Source organism: Paenibacillus sp. EB106-05-06-XG162, from assembly GCF_058791655.1.
The window spans coordinates 152,337-168,698 of the sequence record NZ_JBYTDT010000008.1; the positions used below are offsets into that span (position 1 = coordinate 152,337).

Annotated in this window: 18 protein-coding genes and 1 tRNA gene; 12 read left to right on the forward strand and 7 right to left on the reverse strand. The window is 47.5% G+C overall.

The genetic code is table 11. The features are described from left to right. Positions 1-7: 7 nt before the first annotated feature. Entirely contained in the window at positions 8-1,450 is a 1,443-nt protein-coding gene (treP, locus tag AC3WU2_RS18130) for a PTS system trehalose-specific EIIBC component (protein WP_492456509.1), read from the reverse strand. A 206-nt stretch (positions 1,451-1,656) separates the two neighbouring features. Here treP and AC3WU2_RS18135 point away from each other — a divergent pair. After that, positions 1,657-1,729 (forward strand) — tRNA-Thr (locus tag AC3WU2_RS18135). A 71-nt stretch (positions 1,730-1,800) separates the two neighbouring features. On the opposite strand, the gene AC3WU2_RS18140 is transcribed toward AC3WU2_RS18135, so the two are convergent. Continuing rightward, on the reverse strand, positions 1,801-2,859 hold the full coding sequence (locus AC3WU2_RS18140; protein WP_492456510.1) for a type I restriction endonuclease: 1,059 nt from the start codon (positions 2,857-2,859) through the stop codon (positions 1,801-1,803). A gap of 210 nt (positions 2,860-3,069) precedes the next feature. On the opposite strand from AC3WU2_RS18140, the gene AC3WU2_RS18145 reads away from it, so the two are divergent. The 6 genes from AC3WU2_RS18145 (at position 3,070) to AC3WU2_RS18170 (ending at position 7,639) form a co-directional block, all read left to right on the forward strand. Next, on the forward strand, positions 3,070-3,450 hold the full coding sequence (locus AC3WU2_RS18145; RefSeq protein ID WP_492456511.1) for a PH domain-containing protein: 381 nt from the start codon (positions 3,070-3,072) through the stop codon (positions 3,448-3,450). Positions 3,451-3,634: 184 nt separating this feature from the next. Beyond that, positions 3,635-4,018: a GntR family transcriptional regulator gene (locus AC3WU2_RS18150; RefSeq protein ID WP_492456512.1), complete on the forward strand. Its 384-nt coding sequence runs from the start codon at positions 3,635-3,637 to the stop codon at positions 4,016-4,018. A gap of 3 nt (positions 4,019-4,021) precedes the next feature. Then, entirely contained in the window at positions 4,022-4,723 is a 702-nt protein-coding gene (locus AC3WU2_RS18155; protein WP_492456513.1) for an ABC transporter ATP-binding protein, read from the forward strand. Positions 4,724-4,739: 16 nt separating this feature from the next. Continuing rightward, positions 4,740-5,498: an ABC-2 transporter permease gene (locus AC3WU2_RS18160; RefSeq protein ID WP_492456514.1), complete on the forward strand. Its 759-nt coding sequence runs from the start codon at positions 4,740-4,742 to the stop codon at positions 5,496-5,498. Positions 5,499-5,536: 38 nt separating this feature from the next. Beyond that, the gene (locus AC3WU2_RS18165; RefSeq protein ID WP_492456515.1) at positions 5,537-6,460 is read left to right on the forward strand and encodes an ABC transporter ATP-binding protein; all 924 of its coding nucleotides are present in this window, start codon (positions 5,537-5,539) and stop codon (positions 6,458-6,460) included. A gap of 24 nt (positions 6,461-6,484) precedes the next feature. Beyond that, positions 6,485-7,639 (forward strand): ABC transporter permease, encoded by a 1,155-nt coding sequence (locus AC3WU2_RS18170; protein ID WP_492456516.1) that lies wholly within the window; start codon positions 6,485-6,487, stop codon positions 7,637-7,639. 63 nt (positions 7,640-7,702) lie between these two features. Here the strand turns inward: AC3WU2_RS18170 and AC3WU2_RS18175 are convergent, their stop codons facing one another. Next, positions 7,703-8,044 carry an acetyl-CoA acetyltransferase gene (locus tag AC3WU2_RS18175; protein WP_492456517.1) on the reverse strand — a complete coding sequence of 114 codons (342 nt, stop codon included), beginning with the start codon at positions 8,042-8,044 and terminating at the stop codon, positions 7,703-7,705. Between the two features lie 114 nt (positions 8,045-8,158). On the opposite strand from AC3WU2_RS18175, the gene AC3WU2_RS18180 reads away from it, so the two are divergent. After that, a complete protein-coding gene (locus AC3WU2_RS18180; protein ID WP_018758754.1) occupies positions 8,159-8,659 on the forward strand; it encodes a GAF domain-containing protein in 501 nt (166 codons plus the stop codon). A gap of 16 nt (positions 8,660-8,675) precedes the next feature. On the opposite strand, the gene msrA is transcribed toward AC3WU2_RS18180, so the two are convergent. Both msrA and AC3WU2_RS18190 read right to left on the reverse strand, forming a co-directional pair. Continuing rightward, on the reverse strand, positions 8,676-9,230 hold the full coding sequence (gene msrA / locus AC3WU2_RS18185) for a peptide-methionine (S)-S-oxide reductase MsrA (protein WP_492456518.1): 555 nt from the start codon (positions 9,228-9,230) through the stop codon (positions 8,676-8,678). Positions 9,231-9,272: 42 nt separating this feature from the next. After that, positions 9,273-10,160, reverse strand: coding sequence for a LysR family transcriptional regulator (locus tag AC3WU2_RS18190; RefSeq protein ID WP_018758752.1), 888 nt, complete (start codon positions 10,158-10,160; stop codon positions 9,273-9,275). A 555-nt stretch (positions 10,161-10,715) separates the two neighbouring features. Between AC3WU2_RS18190 and AC3WU2_RS18195 the strand changes: the two genes are divergently transcribed. Continuing rightward, entirely contained in the window at positions 10,716-10,916 is a 201-nt protein-coding gene (locus tag AC3WU2_RS18195) for a cold-shock protein (protein ID WP_018758750.1), read from the forward strand. 229 nt (positions 10,917-11,145) lie between these two features. Then, positions 11,146-11,805, forward strand: a complete 660-nt coding sequence (locus tag AC3WU2_RS18200; protein WP_492456519.1) for a YjgB family protein — start codon at positions 11,146-11,148, stop codon at positions 11,803-11,805. 68 nt (positions 11,806-11,873) lie between these two features. Here the strand turns inward: AC3WU2_RS18200 and AC3WU2_RS18205 are convergent, their stop codons facing one another. Further along, the gene (locus tag AC3WU2_RS18205) at positions 11,874-12,458 is read right to left on the reverse strand and encodes a hypothetical protein (RefSeq protein ID WP_492456520.1); all 585 of its coding nucleotides are present in this window, start codon (positions 12,456-12,458) and stop codon (positions 11,874-11,876) included. 161 nt (positions 12,459-12,619) lie between these two features. On the opposite strand from AC3WU2_RS18205, the gene AC3WU2_RS18210 reads away from it, so the two are divergent. Together AC3WU2_RS18210 and AC3WU2_RS18215 are read left to right on the forward strand one after the other, a co-directional pair. Then, on the forward strand, positions 12,620-13,321 hold the full coding sequence (locus AC3WU2_RS18210) for a response regulator transcription factor (RefSeq protein ID WP_492456521.1): 702 nt from the start codon (positions 12,620-12,622) through the stop codon (positions 13,319-13,321). A gap of 1 nt (position 13,322) precedes the next feature. Continuing rightward, positions 13,323-14,687, forward strand: a complete 1,365-nt coding sequence (locus AC3WU2_RS18215) for a sensor histidine kinase (protein WP_492456522.1) — start codon at positions 13,323-13,325, stop codon at positions 14,685-14,687. Positions 14,688-14,737: 50 nt separating this feature from the next. On the opposite strand, the gene AC3WU2_RS18220 is transcribed toward AC3WU2_RS18215, so the two are convergent. After that, positions 14,738-16,357 (reverse strand): response regulator transcription factor, encoded by a 1,620-nt coding sequence (locus tag AC3WU2_RS18220; RefSeq protein ID WP_492456595.1) that lies wholly within the window; start codon positions 16,355-16,357, stop codon positions 14,738-14,740. Positions 16,358-16,362: the final 5 nt, after the last annotated feature.

Below are 16,362 nucleotides of genomic sequence, written 5' to 3' on the forward strand. Positions count from 1 at the left end.
CAGTACCTTATTCTCCATTTCGGTTATTAAGCTTCGAAGATTTCGAGAACAGGTAAGTTAAGCCGAGTGGGACGACAATGGCGATGACCATCCCGATCATGAAGGTTGGAATATACTTCGGAATGATAGAAATGAAGCCAGGTAGACCGCCGACCCCAACGCCCGCTGCTAGGACGCCGCTTAGTGTAATGAAGATGGCTGCAGCCGCAGAACCGATAATGGCTGCGTAGAACGGGAATTTATTGCGTAAATTTACGCCGAACATCGCCGGCTCTGTAATGCCGAAGTAGGCCGATAATGCTGAAGTGGAAGCCATGCTCTTTTCTGTTTTCGATTTAGCCAGCCAGAACATCGCCAGCGCTGCACTACCTTGTGCAATGTTGGATAGTGCGATCATTGGCCAGATGAATGTGCCGCCTGTCTGAGCAATCAATTGCAAGTCAATTGCGATGAACATGTGGTGCATGCCTGTAATGACGAGCGGTGCATACAATGCGCCGAAGATGACTGCGCCAAGCGCCGGTGCGACGTCGAAGATCATAACGATGCCGTCTGTAATGAAGTTCCCGATATGACGCGTAACCGGACCAATAATGCCAAGGGCAAGAACGCCTGTGACAACGATGGATGTAATCGGAACAACCAGGAGTTGAATGGAGCTGTGAACTCTCTTTTTGAGCCATAATTCGACTTTGCTGAGTACGAATGCCGCGACGAGAATCGGCAGAATCTGACCTTGATAACCAACTTTCTCAATCGAGAACAGGCCTAGAATATCGAAGTACGGAAGCGTCTGTCCGTTCAGACCAGAAGCGGCTTGTCCGTAGTTCCATGCATTGAGCAAATCCGGATGGACGAGCATCAGCCCGAGTACCAATCCTAGAATCTCGCTGCCGCCGAATCGTTTGGTTGCGGACCAACCGACGAGGGCTGGCAGGAAGACGAAGGACGTATTCGCCATCATATTAATGAGACCCCACAGGCCTTCCAGGTTCGGGTAGACTTCCAGCAAGGTTTTGCCTTCGAAGAACAAATCTTTAGCCCCGATGAGGTTATTCAGACCCATTAATAAACCGGCCGTAATAATGGCAGGAAGAATTGGCATGAAGACGTCGGAGAAAATTTTAACGAGCTTCTGTAGCGGATTCAGCTTCTTGGAGCCGGATGTTTTGACATCGGCAATAGTGGCTTTTTCCATCTTTGTTAAATCGATGAGTTCGGCGTATACACGCTCGACATCGACGGGCCCAATGATGACTTGGAAGACGCCGGCATTATGGAATGCGCCTTTCACCAGGGGAACTGTAAGCAGTTGGTCCGTGTTCACCTTGCTATCGTCTTTCAGGGCAATTCGCAACCGCGTGACGCAGTGTGCCGCTTGGTCGATATTGTCCTTGCCGCCGATATGTTCAAGTATTTGTAATGCAGTGTCCCGGTAGTTCTTACTCATGGGGCTGCCTCCTTCAATTCAATGTTTTATTCATGATGTCATGTGTTAGCGCTTACAGCTAATAATATAACTCGTATATACGAGTGTGTCAACACTTATATATATGAGTTTGATAATGTGGATTTCATTTTTTCGGAGGAGCCGTTTACGATCATTTCTTTTTTTGATAAAATAACCTAGTTGCCGCTGCTTCATGCAGCGTCCTTGCTGATGTAGCTCAGGTGGTAGAGCAACGCACTCGTAATGCGTAGGTCGGTGGTTCGAGTCCTCTCATCAGCATTCCTATAAACGCAGTAATGGCGCGGGTTCCGAGGTTTTGGGAATCCGCGCCATTACTGTATTTATTGTGATTATTTGAATTTATCTGCAACCTCAATTAATTTATCTTTGTAATTCTCAATATCAGAGATATTTTCAATTGTGAATGTCGTTTTATCTTCGTCGTTCAATTGAATATATTTGTTCGTTCCGTTTAACCCAAGACGACAAATCCATTTTCTTATATTGTTATCTAGAAGGATGTTAAAGTAACTTAAATTATCTCGGTAGTGAATTCTGTCTACGGGTATTGCATCACGAAGTAAAAATTTAATAGTAACATATCCTTCAATTTCCTCTTGGGTAGTAATAATTTGTGCTTCCTCAGTAGTAGCTGCGATTTCTTTTACTGGTAGTTCTTTATCAATTTCAGAGTTTGTGGTTGCAATGGCTGCTTTCAATTTATCATTTAGAATATCATTAATAAACTGTTTTAATGATGTTTTCACGAGACCTTGAAATCGTTCTACAACCTGTTTTGTTTTTTTGCCACTATACACATTTTGTAATATAAATCCTACAAAATTTTCAGAAGGGCTGTCCCATTCTTTACTTAAATACATTTTTATCTCATTGGTGTATTTAAGTTCCGATGCGGTAGTCAAAATGTTCTCAATACTAAACTGCTCTTTTCTGAACTTGAACAATTCTACGAGCTGTGTATCACGAATATCATTTAAATTGAATTCAAAAAACGGAGCCGTATCCATTTTGTTTTGTTGTTCTAAGTCCGTATAAAAACGATATGTAATACCATTCGTTAAAATAGCAAATTTTGCTTCGCTTGTCCCAAAATATCTGAACAGTTGTGAATCATGTTTAGAAAGTGATTCTTGGATGGATTTTGCTTCTATAAGTATGATCGGTTTGTTATCTTGCATGATTGCATAATCTACTTTCTCCCCTTTTTTAATTCCAACATCTGCTACAAACTCAGGGATAAATTCCTCAGGGTTGAACACATCATAACCCAGTAACTGAAAAAAAGGCATGATAGCAGAAGTTTTTGTTGCTTCTTCTGTTAGAATATTATCTTTCATTTTGTGTATTCGTTTAGATAAATTCAGTATTTGTTCGCGAAAGTTATCCATAAGTAGTACCTCTTTCCTGTATTTGTATAGTTTTGATAATATGAATATACCAAATTAGGGACTTGTTTCCTATGATATTTTAGTAGACATTTATTTTAAATTTTTGCACCATCCCTGCCGCTTGCTGCGTATGAGAAGTAAGCACCATCCAAGCAAACAGTCAGTGTAAATTATTTTATAAAATGGATACCATGAAAGGGAGATGTGGGAATGGGATTTTTGGACGGAATATTGGGTAACGCTTCAGCGGTCAGTGAGAAGGATGTACAAGAGGAATTGCAGCCGATTTTATTCCCCGGCGAGACGGTGGATAAGGCCTACAAACTCATTCGCGACATGTTCGTGTTCACGGACAAACGATTGATTCTAATTGACAAGCAAGGTGTTACAGGGAAGAAGGTAGAGTACATGTCCCTTCCTTACAAGAGTATTGCACGCTTCAGCATTGAGACAGCAGGGACATTCGATCTGGATGCAGAGCTCAAAATTTGGATCTCCAGCGCTGTAGAACCAACCGTATCGAAGCAGTTCAAGAAAGACTCCAATGTTTATGATGTACAGCGCATCCTGGCTGAGAAAGTATTAAAATAACGAATGAATGAACAGCAATCCATCGCCTTATGGCGGTGGATTTTTTCTTTTTTCTGGGAAAAAATATAAAATACCTATTGCACTGAGTGTATTAAGTGATATAATACACTACATACGATATAGAAACGAATGTTGAAACGCCGTGCTTTCGTCTTATGAATGTGTGGGTGAAGGAGGAAGTGACTTGAGTGTAGTTGAAGCAGGCGGCATACAGTTTGATCTGGATTTAAGCAAACCGTTGTATGAACAGGTGTTGCAGCAGATAAGAGGTTCAATCGCAAGAGGAGGAATTGCGTTGGGAGAGAAGATACCGTCAGTACGGGAATTGGCACAGACGTTGAAGATCAATCCGAATACGGTGATGCGTGCATATCAGGAGCTTGAGCGGGATGGATTAACGGAGACACGGCGCGGGCAAGGAACGTTCATTACCTCGAATAATGAAGTTGTTCAGAATATCCGTAACAACCTGGCGCTGGAAGCGACGAAGGAATTTCTCGAGAAGATGCATAGCATTGGCTTTACGCGGATCGATATACAAAGATTTTTGAATGAAGGGGACGAATGACGAATGAAGACGGAAATGGCCATCACTGCGAAACAGGTGACGAAGCGCTACGGGAATCACTGGGCGCTGAATGATTTCTCCATCGAATTGCCAGCTAATCGTGTCATCGGTGTGCTGGGCGCGAACGGCGCAGGGAAATCGACCTTCTTCCGTATGATCACGGGGATGACGCAGCCCGATCATGGGCAGGTTGAGGTGTTCGGGGCGAAGCCGGGCTTTGAGACGAATCGTCTCATCTCGTATTTGCCGGATCGTGCGCGCTGGTATAACTACCATAACGTGCAGCATGCGCTGAATTGGGCAGAATCGCTGCTGCCGGGCTTTGATCGCAACCGGGCTGAAGGTATGCTCGAATTTATGAAGCTGCGCTCGGATATGGATGTTCACGGGATGTCTCGCGGACAGGAAGCAAGACTGATGCTTACGTTATGCCTTTGCCGCGATGTCCCTTTATTAATCTTAGATGAGCCTTTCTCAGGTATCGATTTAATCTCACGCGAGCGCATTATCGGCGCACTCATTGACAATATGAGTGATAGTCAGCAGACCGTGCTCATAAGCACGCACGAGATTCAAGAAGCAGAGAGCCTGTTCGATTATGCCTTATTCATGAACGATGGGCAGGCACTGCTGCATGGCGATGTGGAGACGCTGCGTGCCGAGCGGGGTTCGATGGAGTCGATTTACCGGAATCTATACCAGTAAGGGGAGAGAATGATAAATGGATCGCAATGCGTTTAGCTATTTAATAAAACATGAGTTGAAACGGCGTAGGCCGACGCGGGTGTGCCGGAAATGGGTTGCGGCGTACGCTGCCATTGCGGCGGTCATTCTGATAAGCGCCTACGCTTTCCTGCATGTACAGATCACGTTCAAGCCGGAAGTGCTGTTGTTCATCATTTATGTATTCCCGTATTTTGCATTTATGCAGGCCTATATGATGGTGAGCAAGGAGTTTAAAGAAGGAACGCACGGGTGGTGGTTAACGCTTCCCTATTCAAGAGGTGTGCTTCTTCGATCGAAATACGTCGCAGCGTTGATACGAATCATACAGTACGGGCTTCTTGCCTTTGCCGCGACGTGGGTCATCACCATTCTGATCCAGATGGTTCAGGGGAACCTATCGGTAGACTCACTTTTCCGATTCACCATCACGGAGTCCAAAACCTATCTAGCTATGTTTGTGCTCGTTCCATTTATGATTGGCTTTGGCCTATTCGGTTCGATTCTTCGCGTAACGCAGTGGAGACCGCTATTACCGCTCGTCTGGGTGATTTATGGGTTGTCAGCGAACGCCATGTCATGGATTCCAGCGGTTGTATTGAACGATGATGGTAATTCTTTCTTTACGTTTATGCAGATGCCGATCACGCAGGCAGAAGGGCTGCTGTTCGTAGCTTTCCTGGCGCTGTCCTTTCTACTCGGGGGAGTTTTCTTGTGGGCTGCCGTGAAGCTCATGAATCGGCAATTAATTCAATAAGAGATCAACGCAGTTAAATATAAGGGAGGTTAATGATCATGGATATGGCGATCGAAGTGAAAGGCTTGCAGAAGGGGTACGCAGGGAAGCTTGCCGTGCAAGATCTTCAGTTTCAAGTGCGTAAGGGGACGTGTTTTGGGCTGCTCGGACCCAATGGGGCTGGGAAATCGACGACGATGAAGATTCTCTCCTGTATCACAACGGCAGATCGTGGCAGCGTAAATATACTCGGTTATGACACGGCAACACAGTCGCAAGAGGTTCGCAAAATCATCGGTTATGTCCCGCAAAATATAACGTTGTATGAGAAACTGAGCGCCTATGATAATCTTCTTTTTTTCGGTGAGATGTACGGGGTGAAGGGTAAGGCATTGAAACAACGCATTCAAGAAGTGCTGGAGCAAGTGGGGCTTGCAGATCGGGCGAATGATACCGTGAGCACCTTCTCTGGCGGGATGATGCGGCGAATTAATATCGCAGCCGCGCTGCTGCATAAACCGAAGTTCATGATTCTGGATGAGCCGACGGTCGGAATCGACCCGCAATCACGGAACCATATCTTCGATTTGATTCAGTCACTCAAAGCCGAAGGCATGACGATCATTTACTCCACGCACTATATGGAGGAAGTCGAGGCATTATGCGAAGATGTCGCGATTATCGATCATGGAAAAGTTGTTGTGGCGGGCGCACTCAATGAGCTTCTCGCGCAGTATGGCGGCAGATCGGTCTATCTGGAGCTTGAGGGAGATGTCCAACCGGATTTAACCCCGCTATCGCAGAGAATAACGAAGCAAGGCCGTGGATTCCGCATTGAAACGGATGCCGTGCTAGACACAATCCGCCGTACGGCAGAGCTCTGCCAGTTGAGAGGTTATCGAACATCGCAGCTTGAGGTGGTAAGGCCATCGCTTGAGGCCGTGTTCCTGGAGCTAACAGGAACTTCGCTGCGTGACGCTTAGGGATACGAAGGGAGAGGTTAAAAGATGATACGGACGATTGCGCGGAAAGAAATTAAATTGTTAATGAAAGAAAAAGGTACATTTTTCTGGTTACTCGGGATGCCCATTCTATTCATCGTGTTGTTCGCAACGGTATTCAGCAACGCAAGCTCTGCCACATTGCATGTTCAATATGTGGACCAAGACCAAAGCCAAGCATCACAGCAATTTCTCAAGACGATTGAGGATACGAAGGCATTCCAATTGACGCATGATACGACGCTGACGACTGAACAGCAGATTGATAAGATTAAGGAAGGCAAATTATCGGCGATGATCGTGTTCCCGAAAGGCTTCGGGGACAGCTTGAAGTCCGGGAATCAACAAGCACAGATCGTGCTCTATCACGATGGCATGAGCAGCAATATTATCGGCCCGATTGAAGCGGTGCTCCAGAATATTGCAGGCAAATATCAGGAAGAGAAAATTGCGAATGCGCTGACTGCAGCAGGGAAAAGCCAAGCGGAATTGAAGCAAGTGCTTACTCCGCCGATTAAAGTCGATGAGAAGCAAGAGGTAACGAGCGGTTCGATCAGTATGATTACGCAGGTTGTCCCAGGTTATACCGTGATGTTCGCGTTCTTCGTAATCACTTCGATGGTGCGTCGATTTATGAAGGATAAAGAATCGGGCATGATCTCACGTCTGAATAGTACGCCGATGCGCTATATGAGCTATTTAATCGGCATGTGGGTACCGTATATGCTTGTCGTGGTTGTACAATGTACGATTCTACTTGGGTTCGGGTATTTGGTGTACGGTTTGCATCTTGGAGATGCACTAGCTATCGCGATGATCGTCTTCGCGATTGCGATTTGTGGTACGGGGCTTGGACTTGCGATTTCCCTCATCGTAAAAAGTGAGAATCAAGGGATGGCGTTCACGCAGCTCATTACGATGGGTGGTGCGGTGCTCGGGGGCTTGTGGTTCCCATCAGATATGCTGCCTGGATTCTTGCAGAATATAGGTAAAGTCATGCCGCAGTATTGGGCGCAGAAGGCGATGCAGAATGTGATGGTGCATGGTGCGCATATTCAGGATATCTTACCGAATCTCGGAGTGATGCTTCTCGTTGCGGTTGTCGGCTTAGCGCTTGCAACGCTGCGATTCCCTCGATTCATGAAGAGTGCTATAAGCTAATTGATCGTAAGGACAAGAGAAGAGAGGGCGATTGCCATACCTTCTCTTGTTTTTTTGCGTTCGTTAGAGAAGCGCGATGACGAGTAATTCGTACAAGACTAGCGGTAATATAACATTTGAGCTTGGACGCGGATAGGGATATGGCTGTGGGTAGGGATAAGGATAGTAAGCGCGTTGTTGGCTCAGGGTTTGTAAGTATAGATGCCCAGCGTCGACATCTACGATCGTACCTTCAAAAGTTCTGCCATCAATGGTCTCAATATGCACGGCGTGGTTCTTGTATTGATGACAAAGAGGGAGCAGCTTCTCACGTACTTTCTGAAGCTGGCCTGCGAAGCTCTCATCTGCCTGATAGAGCCGGTTCTGGTTGCGAGATTGGGTCGTGACGGGTTTCTTCTTGCGCATCGGTTCTAGGTACCTCCTCGGTAATTCGTGTTGCAATAAGATATGCATTTGCCTAGGGAATGTGTTAATCTGAGGAGGTTATTCAGGGAATCCGTGTAAGGGGAGGAGAAAGAGATGTTCGAAAAAGGTCATATCAGTGGAAATCCAGATAAAGATTACCCGGAGGCAATAAGGCAGCTTGCTGCATTGCTAGAAGGGGAGACGAGCGCTATCGCGAATCTATCCAATGCTTCGGCATTGCTGAGTGAATATATGGATCGAATCAATTGGGTGGGGTTCTATCTGTACGAGGAAGCAACGAATCAGTTGGTGCTTGGCCCATTCCAAGGGCTGCCTGCCTGCGTACGCATTCCGCTCGGACGCGGTGTATGCGGGACGGCTGCGGGAGAACGGCGAACGATTGTCGTCGAAGATGTGCATAAGTTCCCAGGTCATATTGCGTGTGATGCGGCTTCGAGATCAGAGATTGTTATTCCTCTATTGATCGATGATCAATTGATTGGCGTGTTAGATATCGACAGCCCGTTGGAGAGCCGATTCAGTGAGGTGGACCGCACTTACTTGGAGCAATTCACAACGGAACTGCTCCGGCATTTGGGCGAATTGAAACGATAATAGGTAAAGATAATCATTAGGAGTTCGATTTGGAATTCCAGTGTTGTTCAATAAATTGGTCTCGACCGGAGAGAAGGCGATCTTCTCGGTAATGGTCGGGGCTTTTTTTATAATAATCTTGGTGATATTCTTCTGCGGGGTAGAAGGTCTTCGCAGGCAGAATTTCGGTGACGATCGGCTTGTTGAAGCGTCCACTCGCGGCGATGACAGCCTTGGAGGCTTCAGCCTGCTCACGCTGCTCTTCTGAATGGTAGAAAATCGCTGCACGATAGGAAGGGCCGCGATCTTGGAATTGTCCCTCCGCATCGGTCGGGTCAATCTGCGGCCAGAATAGCTCAAGCAGCTGCGCATAGCTGAATAGTGCGCTATCGAACGTTATTTGTACGACTTCATAATGCCCCGTCGTTTGCGATTTGACTTCAGCGTATGTCGGATTCTCCGTATGGCCGCCGGAATAGCCAGAGACGACCTTCAGGATGCCAGGCAATTGGTCGAACGGCTTGACCATGCACCAGAAGCAGCCGCCGGCGAAGGTCGCGAGTTGAATAGAAGATGCATGATGTTGTTCCATGGGGTAACCACCTTTAAACGAATTATGGGATACAGCGATAGATTAGGATTGAATAGGGTGACTAATATGTTGACGGAACATCAGTGGCGCCAGCATATCTTGCGGCTCACGTCGCTGTACAATCGAGAGCGCCCGTGTAAGCCTTCCTCCTTCAATCGGTAAGGCAACGAGCTCACCGCTGAGTAGTTCCTTCTCTACGGCGAGCTTGGACAATACAGATAGACCAAGCCCAGAGAGCACGGCTTCTTTGACCCCTTGATTACTGCTTAGGATGAAGGAACGTTTCACTTGCACCCCGCGACGCTCAATGAATCGATCATGATAGGCTCTTGTCCCGGATCCGAGTTCTCGGAATACCCAAGTCTGCTCCTGCAGCAGCTCTGTCGTTATCCGTGGGATACGTGATAAGGGGTGAGACGAAGGTGCAATTACGAGCATCTCGTCCTCCATCCAATGGCTAATCTCAATATCGTTCTGCTGCAATTCACCTTCGACGAGTCCAAGATCCAGCGTATTGGAACGTATTCCTTGCGTGATCCCTTCGGTATTTGCAATCGTGACTTGTACATCGACTTGCGGGTGATGCTGCACGAAGCTTGCGAGCAGCTTCGGAAGGACATATTCACCGATGGTGAAGCTGGCTCCGATTTTGAGTGTGCCGGTGACCGTGCCATGCATCAATTGAATTTGGGATTTGGCTTCCTCATAGAGGGATAGAATGACCTTCGCACGTTGATAGAGCACCTGTCCAGCTTCCGTTAATCGTACATATTTGGGGGAACGGTGCAGGAGCTTCGCCCCGAGCTCTCGTTCTAAATTGCGTATATGAAGACTAACGCCAGGCTGCGACAAGTTTAAAGTCTCTGCTGCGCGCGAGAAATTGCGATGTTCAATGACCGTGACGAAAATATGGAGCGAATCCGTAATCATGGTGCAGGTGGCCCTCCCTTGCATGAATATTCATTCCGGAGTCCGGTTAAACGTTGATCATGGTATTTTTCATCATAAACGTTATCCTGTATCCCCACAAGGTTTGTTACTTTCAGGTATATAATTTTAAAAAAGGGGTAACATGATATCTGTGCCTGATTTCAATAAAGGTTGACCCAGGGTGAAATGCTGGTGATGCAAGCGGATACGGGTAAGGAATTTTCGGAAAAGCCATATATATTCCATGCAGCGCTATTGCTTGATACCATAGTAATGAACGCGCTTTCGCTGAATTAGGGGAATTTTTGACGCATTGACATGGTCTGGAAAAGTTAATGGCACATAAGTGTTTGACTTTCCATGAAATAATATGGTACTATGAACAAGTAAATACGAATTAACAATGAAATGCTCCTGAAGATTTGAGATCTGGATTCACATATTCTAAAGGGTATTATGCGGTATGATTAATATACCTTTTCGAATATGTGAATTTTTATTTACCACCCGTAAATATAGGAGTAGCATGTTAATTATTTTGAGGAGGCTACACACATGCAACAAGGTACAGTTAAATGGTTCAACGCTGAGAAAGGTTTCGGCTTCATCGAAGTTGAAGGCGGCAACGATGTATTCGTACATTTCTCCGCAATCCAAGGCGACGGCTTCAAGACTCTTGAAGAAGGCCAAAAAGTTGAGTTCAACGTTGTTCAAGGCAACCGTGGACCACAAGCTGAGAACGTAACAAAATTGTAAGACTAATTTGTCTACAATAACGTCCCGAGTAATCGGGAGGTTCTCGAGAGCAGCTCACCCCTAGGGGTGAGCTGCTTTTTTTGTTGTTAGAATCTGCATAAGTCTTCGGGTGCCCCACGCTGTGGGGTTATTTTGCGTGCTTGGAATCATGCATTTGGGGTAACCTTTAGAAGAATGACAACGTCAAACGATATATAACATCAAGCTTTGAGAGAATAGGAGTGGTAGCGTGATCCGAAATTTAACGCTAGCAGCCTCATTAGGACTCACGCTGGTCGTGATGCTGAGCGGTTGCGGCAATAATAATGCAGAGCGATCTGTCCAATCCAATCAGATGCCAGAGACAACCCGCATCGTCCAGCAGGCTGAAGGGCAGCCGAGAGCCGTTGACTATACGGTGCGTTTTACAGCTAACAAGAAGGGAACCGGCAAGCATGATAAATCCGTGGAAGCCGTGAAGAACATGATGAAGCTGGCGAAGCAAGGTAAAGTCGCAGGAAGTGAATACGGTGCGCAAACCGGATTGTTCGATGACGTGGAGAAGAACTGGGGTAAGCCTGATACGAATGAGTCTGTAGGCAAGGGCATCTACGCCACCTATGCGAAGAAGCATATCGTATTCGGCTATAACAAAGGCATGCAGATCTTCGATGTACGATCGAACAGCCCAGAGGCTCAGTCACTGACCCTCTCTGATGTGACGACAGCGCTCGGGAAACCGAAGGAAGTGCGCAAGAGCGGCAACGATCGCATTTACGTCTATTCGGCAGGCAAGGATTACGAATTGAAATTCATTATACCTTCGCCTACGAAGAAACAGCCGAACCCGCATATCGACCATATCTCGGTGTATTATCCGAGAGGTGCGGTGAATTTGATGCAGGGTTGAAGTGAGATTAGATTGCTAAATATACAAAGGGTCTCTCATTCGCGTGAGAGACCCTTGTTGTCATGGTCTTATTTCGTAAGGACTTTTCCTTGTTTTACCGCCTTCGCTTCCTCTTTCATCTGCTCGAGCAGTTTTGCCAGGTTGGATTGAATCGCCTCGATATCCTTTTCTTCTACCGCTTTGTTCAAATCCTCGAACAATTGATTTTCTTTGGTTCTCTTTGTTACGAATGATGCGGATGCAGTCAATGGTGCATCGGCTACAAATATTACAGTTCCTAGCTGTTCAGTTCCTTTCTTTTCAGTTCCAACGGAAGCCGGAACGGCTTCTTTGATCATCATTTGTTTTGCTTCTTTCGAATCGATTACATCTGACTTCATGACCGTAACCGTGTGGGATAGGTTATCTACCTTGACGAAGTGCTTCGTTTGCTTGGCGAGCACGTCTTCCCATTCTTGTAACGTATCTGGTGCATATTGCTTCACAAGCCCAAGTAGATCAATGGCGGGTTTGGCCACAGCCGCGGTGCTCTGAACGTTCAAGTTCTTACCTGATTCGATGGGCTTCACATCAGGGCTTGCGGAAGCGGGCAGCGCTGCGATGGTGAACAGCATAGCGGATAATAAGGAACTAACGACGAAATTTTTTTTCATGGTACATACACTCCTTTAATGGTGGTTTGTTGTTTACAAGACCTATTGTAGGACGCAAATGTGGCAGGTCATGTCCGAAATGATGTAAAAAGAATGGCAACTCATATCTCCTTAAGCTTGGACTGCTATAATGGCACCATGATAAGAGGAGGTTCGGATGGATGAACAATTATCGCATCGCCGTCGTAGATGATGATCTAAATATAAGACAGTTAGTAGAGTCCTATTTGCAAAAAGAAAATATGGAAACCATCGGGCTTGGGACGGCCGAGGAGGCATGGATCCTCTGGGAGAACAATCCGCCAGATATGTGGGTGCTCGACATTATGCTGCCTGGCATGGATGGATACGAGCTATGCCGCAAAATTCGAGCTGACGCTGAGGTGCCGATTATCATGGTCTCAGCGCGGGATGACGAGGTTGATAAAATACTAGGCATTGAACTGGGGGGCGACGATTATATGGTGAAGCCCTTCAGTCCAAGAGAGCTTGTCGCTCGCGTGAAGCGTCAGCTGCAGCGCATGCAGAAGCTTCGAATGAAGGAAGAAGAGCCGCAGCTGGATGAGGAGGTTGTCGTGGCGCTTGGTGAGCTCCGTCTCTTGCTGCATGATCGGCGAGCCGTCTGGCGCGGGTTAGAGGTCGACCTTACGAGCAAGGAGTTCGATCTGCTCAAGCTGTTCGTGGAGCGCCCGAATCGTGCTTTTGCCAGAGACGAAATCCTGCAGCTGGTATGGGGAGACGACTATTTCGGCAGCGACCGCGCGGTAGACCATCTCGTAAAGCGTCTGCGCAAGAAGATTGAAGACCTGCCGGTTGAAGCGATATGGGGCCTCGGTTATCGGCTGAATGGAGGGGAATGTTAGGATGAAGTTGATTCATCAGATTAACTTGGCTTTCGGCATACTGCTCGTGCTCGTGTTCGGCGTCATTGCCTTTATTATTCATAATGTGCTGTTGGATCATTTCATGGGCAAGCAGCAGGAAGAGCTTCAGACCCTAAGCACAACCTTGTCGCGAACTATTATCCAGCAAGATACGCGTGCCACCCCTTCGGCAAGCTTTAAAGTCAGGTATCTGCCAGCAGAGAGTGATATTGAGGCCATTATTCTGGACGGTCAGAGTCGGGTTGTCTCATCGACTCTGTCGCCGCAGACCTCAGCCTTGGAGGTGGGAGTTTCATCGGTTGCGGCTGCTATGCCGATGGATGCGGAGATGCGCAAGATCGTCGAGGGCAAGGACAAGCGGTTCCTTACCAGTACAGCGGTAACGAGAGCAGGCGACCAGCTAACCTTGGTGTCTCCTGTCAGTAAAGTTCGAGAGATCGAGATGAAGCTATTCAGCCAGCTGCTCATCGTGCTGTGTATTGGGTTCATTGTGGTGTTCCTCTTAGGCTTGTTCATGACGAAGCGTATCATTCACCCCTTGATGCGATTACGAGAGGAATTGAAGAAGGTGCGCAGCCGGAAGTATGCTGATGTGGAGCTGGTGAAGGCAAGCGGCGAGATTGGTGCGGTGGCGGAGACAGTTTATGATCTAGCGCAGGAATTGGATCATTACCACCGTGTTCAGAAGCAATTCTTCCAGAACGCTTCGCATGAGCTCAAATCCCCCTTGATGTCGATTTCCGGTTATGCTGAGGGGATTAGGGATGGCGTATTCGAAGGCGAGAGTATGCGGCGCGGACTAGAGATCATTATGAGTGAAGGCAATCGGGTGAAAAAGCTTGTCACTGAAATGACGCTGCTAGCGAAGCTTGATAGTGAAGAGGATATCTTTCAATTTGAGGACGTTGCTGTGAAGGACATGCTGCTCGAGACGGAAGAACGTGTAAATCCGATGCTCTTGAAAAATGACTTACAGCTCCACATCCATTACCACATGGATGATCCGGAATCATTGCAAATTCGTGCGGATCAGGACAAGCTATTGCAAGCGCTGCTTAATGTGGTAACAAATTCGATTCGTCATGCGAAGGAGCAGATTCACATTCATGTGGAGCAAAAAGGGAACCACGTACTTATCTCGGTGCAAGATGATGGGGAAGGGATTCCAGAGCAGCTGCTTCCAACGTTGTTTCACCGTTTTGTGAAAGGGAAGGGCGGCGAGTCCGGTCTAGGTCTTGCCATTGCGAGAGCAATCGTTGAACGCTGCGGGGGGGAGATTACAGCGAAGAATCGGGATACGGGCGGGGCGATACTGGATTTTGATTTCCCGACGTGTCGAGCGTGAGGCTCATCATAGAAGAGAGAGACCTGAGGTGAACTCAGGTCTCTTTGGTGTTAGCCTAGCGTCTGTTCTCTGCGGAACTCGCCGGGCGTGATGCCTTCAAGCTTCTTGAACACTTTGCTGAAATATTTCTCGTCTTGATACCCTACCATCTCAGCTACTTGCGCGATGCGAAGGTGTGGGTTATGGAGCAGCTGTTTGGCTTTGCCGATTCGGAATCGGCTGAGGTAGTCCAGCAAGGTAACGCCGTATTCTTGCTTGAACTTCCGTGCGATGTATTCGCGGCTTAAGAAGAACCTGGCTGCAATATCCTGAAGTGAGATTTCCTGCTGATAGTGACGCTCTAAATATTTGGCAATGTCATGGATGAAGAAGTTGTCCCTGGTATGCTGCTGCGTCATGATTTTGCTCACCGCTTGGAGTCGATCTCGAACCTGCTGCTTCAGCAGATCCAGAGACAAGTAGCCTTCTTCATTAAGCGGCAAGGGAGGGGATAGCTCGGTATCGGCTGTCGTCGTTTTCTCCTCCACGGGCAGGGCGTCGCCTTCCCCTTCGAGCCACTGCATTTGCATCCAGTCCCATTCTTTATCCCACTGGACGAGCTGCTCCGGCGTAATGGAGCTGAGTCCCTGGATGTCATTCAGCCATTGCGTGGTGACGTTCTCCATTTGCTCGCTGGCCCCACTTAAGGCGGCAAGCCGAAGCTGTTCTTGTATCGCTGTTAATCGCAAGGGGCGAGCAGCTCCCTGAATCCCATCCGGTTGGTAGGAATGCAACAGCCTCGGCTCTAATAAGTTGCGCTTCCATAATGCGGAAGATGCTTCATGATAGGCGCGGGGAGCATCGTCTGGAAACGTATGATTGTCGCTCATGCCGAAATGAAAGCGACGGCGTAGCGTGCTGTATATCCCATCGTTAATTGCGTTTAAGAGAGGGGGGAAGGACCGCTGCTCATCGCCGTAAAGAATGACGATTTCACCGGCACGATTCAATTGGCGGAATGCCACCCCCCGCTGCTGTAGAATCTCATTACAAATATTAATCAAAGAGAATAAGAGCAGTTGCAGTTGGTTCTGGAACTTGGAGCGCAGCTTATGATCCAAATGAGATACATCGAGAACAGCTACCGAACAGCGTGACTTCGGAAGCGGGAGTTGAAATTCTTCGCGAAGCTGGCCTAATATGGCGTCACGACGGCCCTCGCCCGTGATCAGATCGGTCAGGAGCTTATCCGCATAATGCGGCTTCATTTCATTCACTTCCATACGTTGTCTCGTGACGCGATCGCGTGCTTGTTCTTCCTGCTGCCAGCATTTCGCTGCCTGCGCTAAGGCTGCATTTAATGCAGTAGCTTGAACGGGCTTTAGAATATAGTCCATTCCGCCGCTGATCAGAGTATGCCGGACGAGATTGAAGTCATCGTATCCACTGATGACGACGACTTTGATCTGTGGGGCATGGGTGTGCAGCCAGGTTAACAACTCGGTGCCGTCCTTGTGCGGCATCCGCATGTCCGTCAGTATAATTTGCGGTTTGTGTGCCCCAATCATCGTGATGGCAGCTTCGCCATCGGAGGCTTGCAGCACCTCGGTAATCCCATGCTCTTCCCAATGGGCGAGCAGATTAATCGCATCGCGGACATGCTTCTCGTCATCCACGATAAGTACTTTCATCGTCA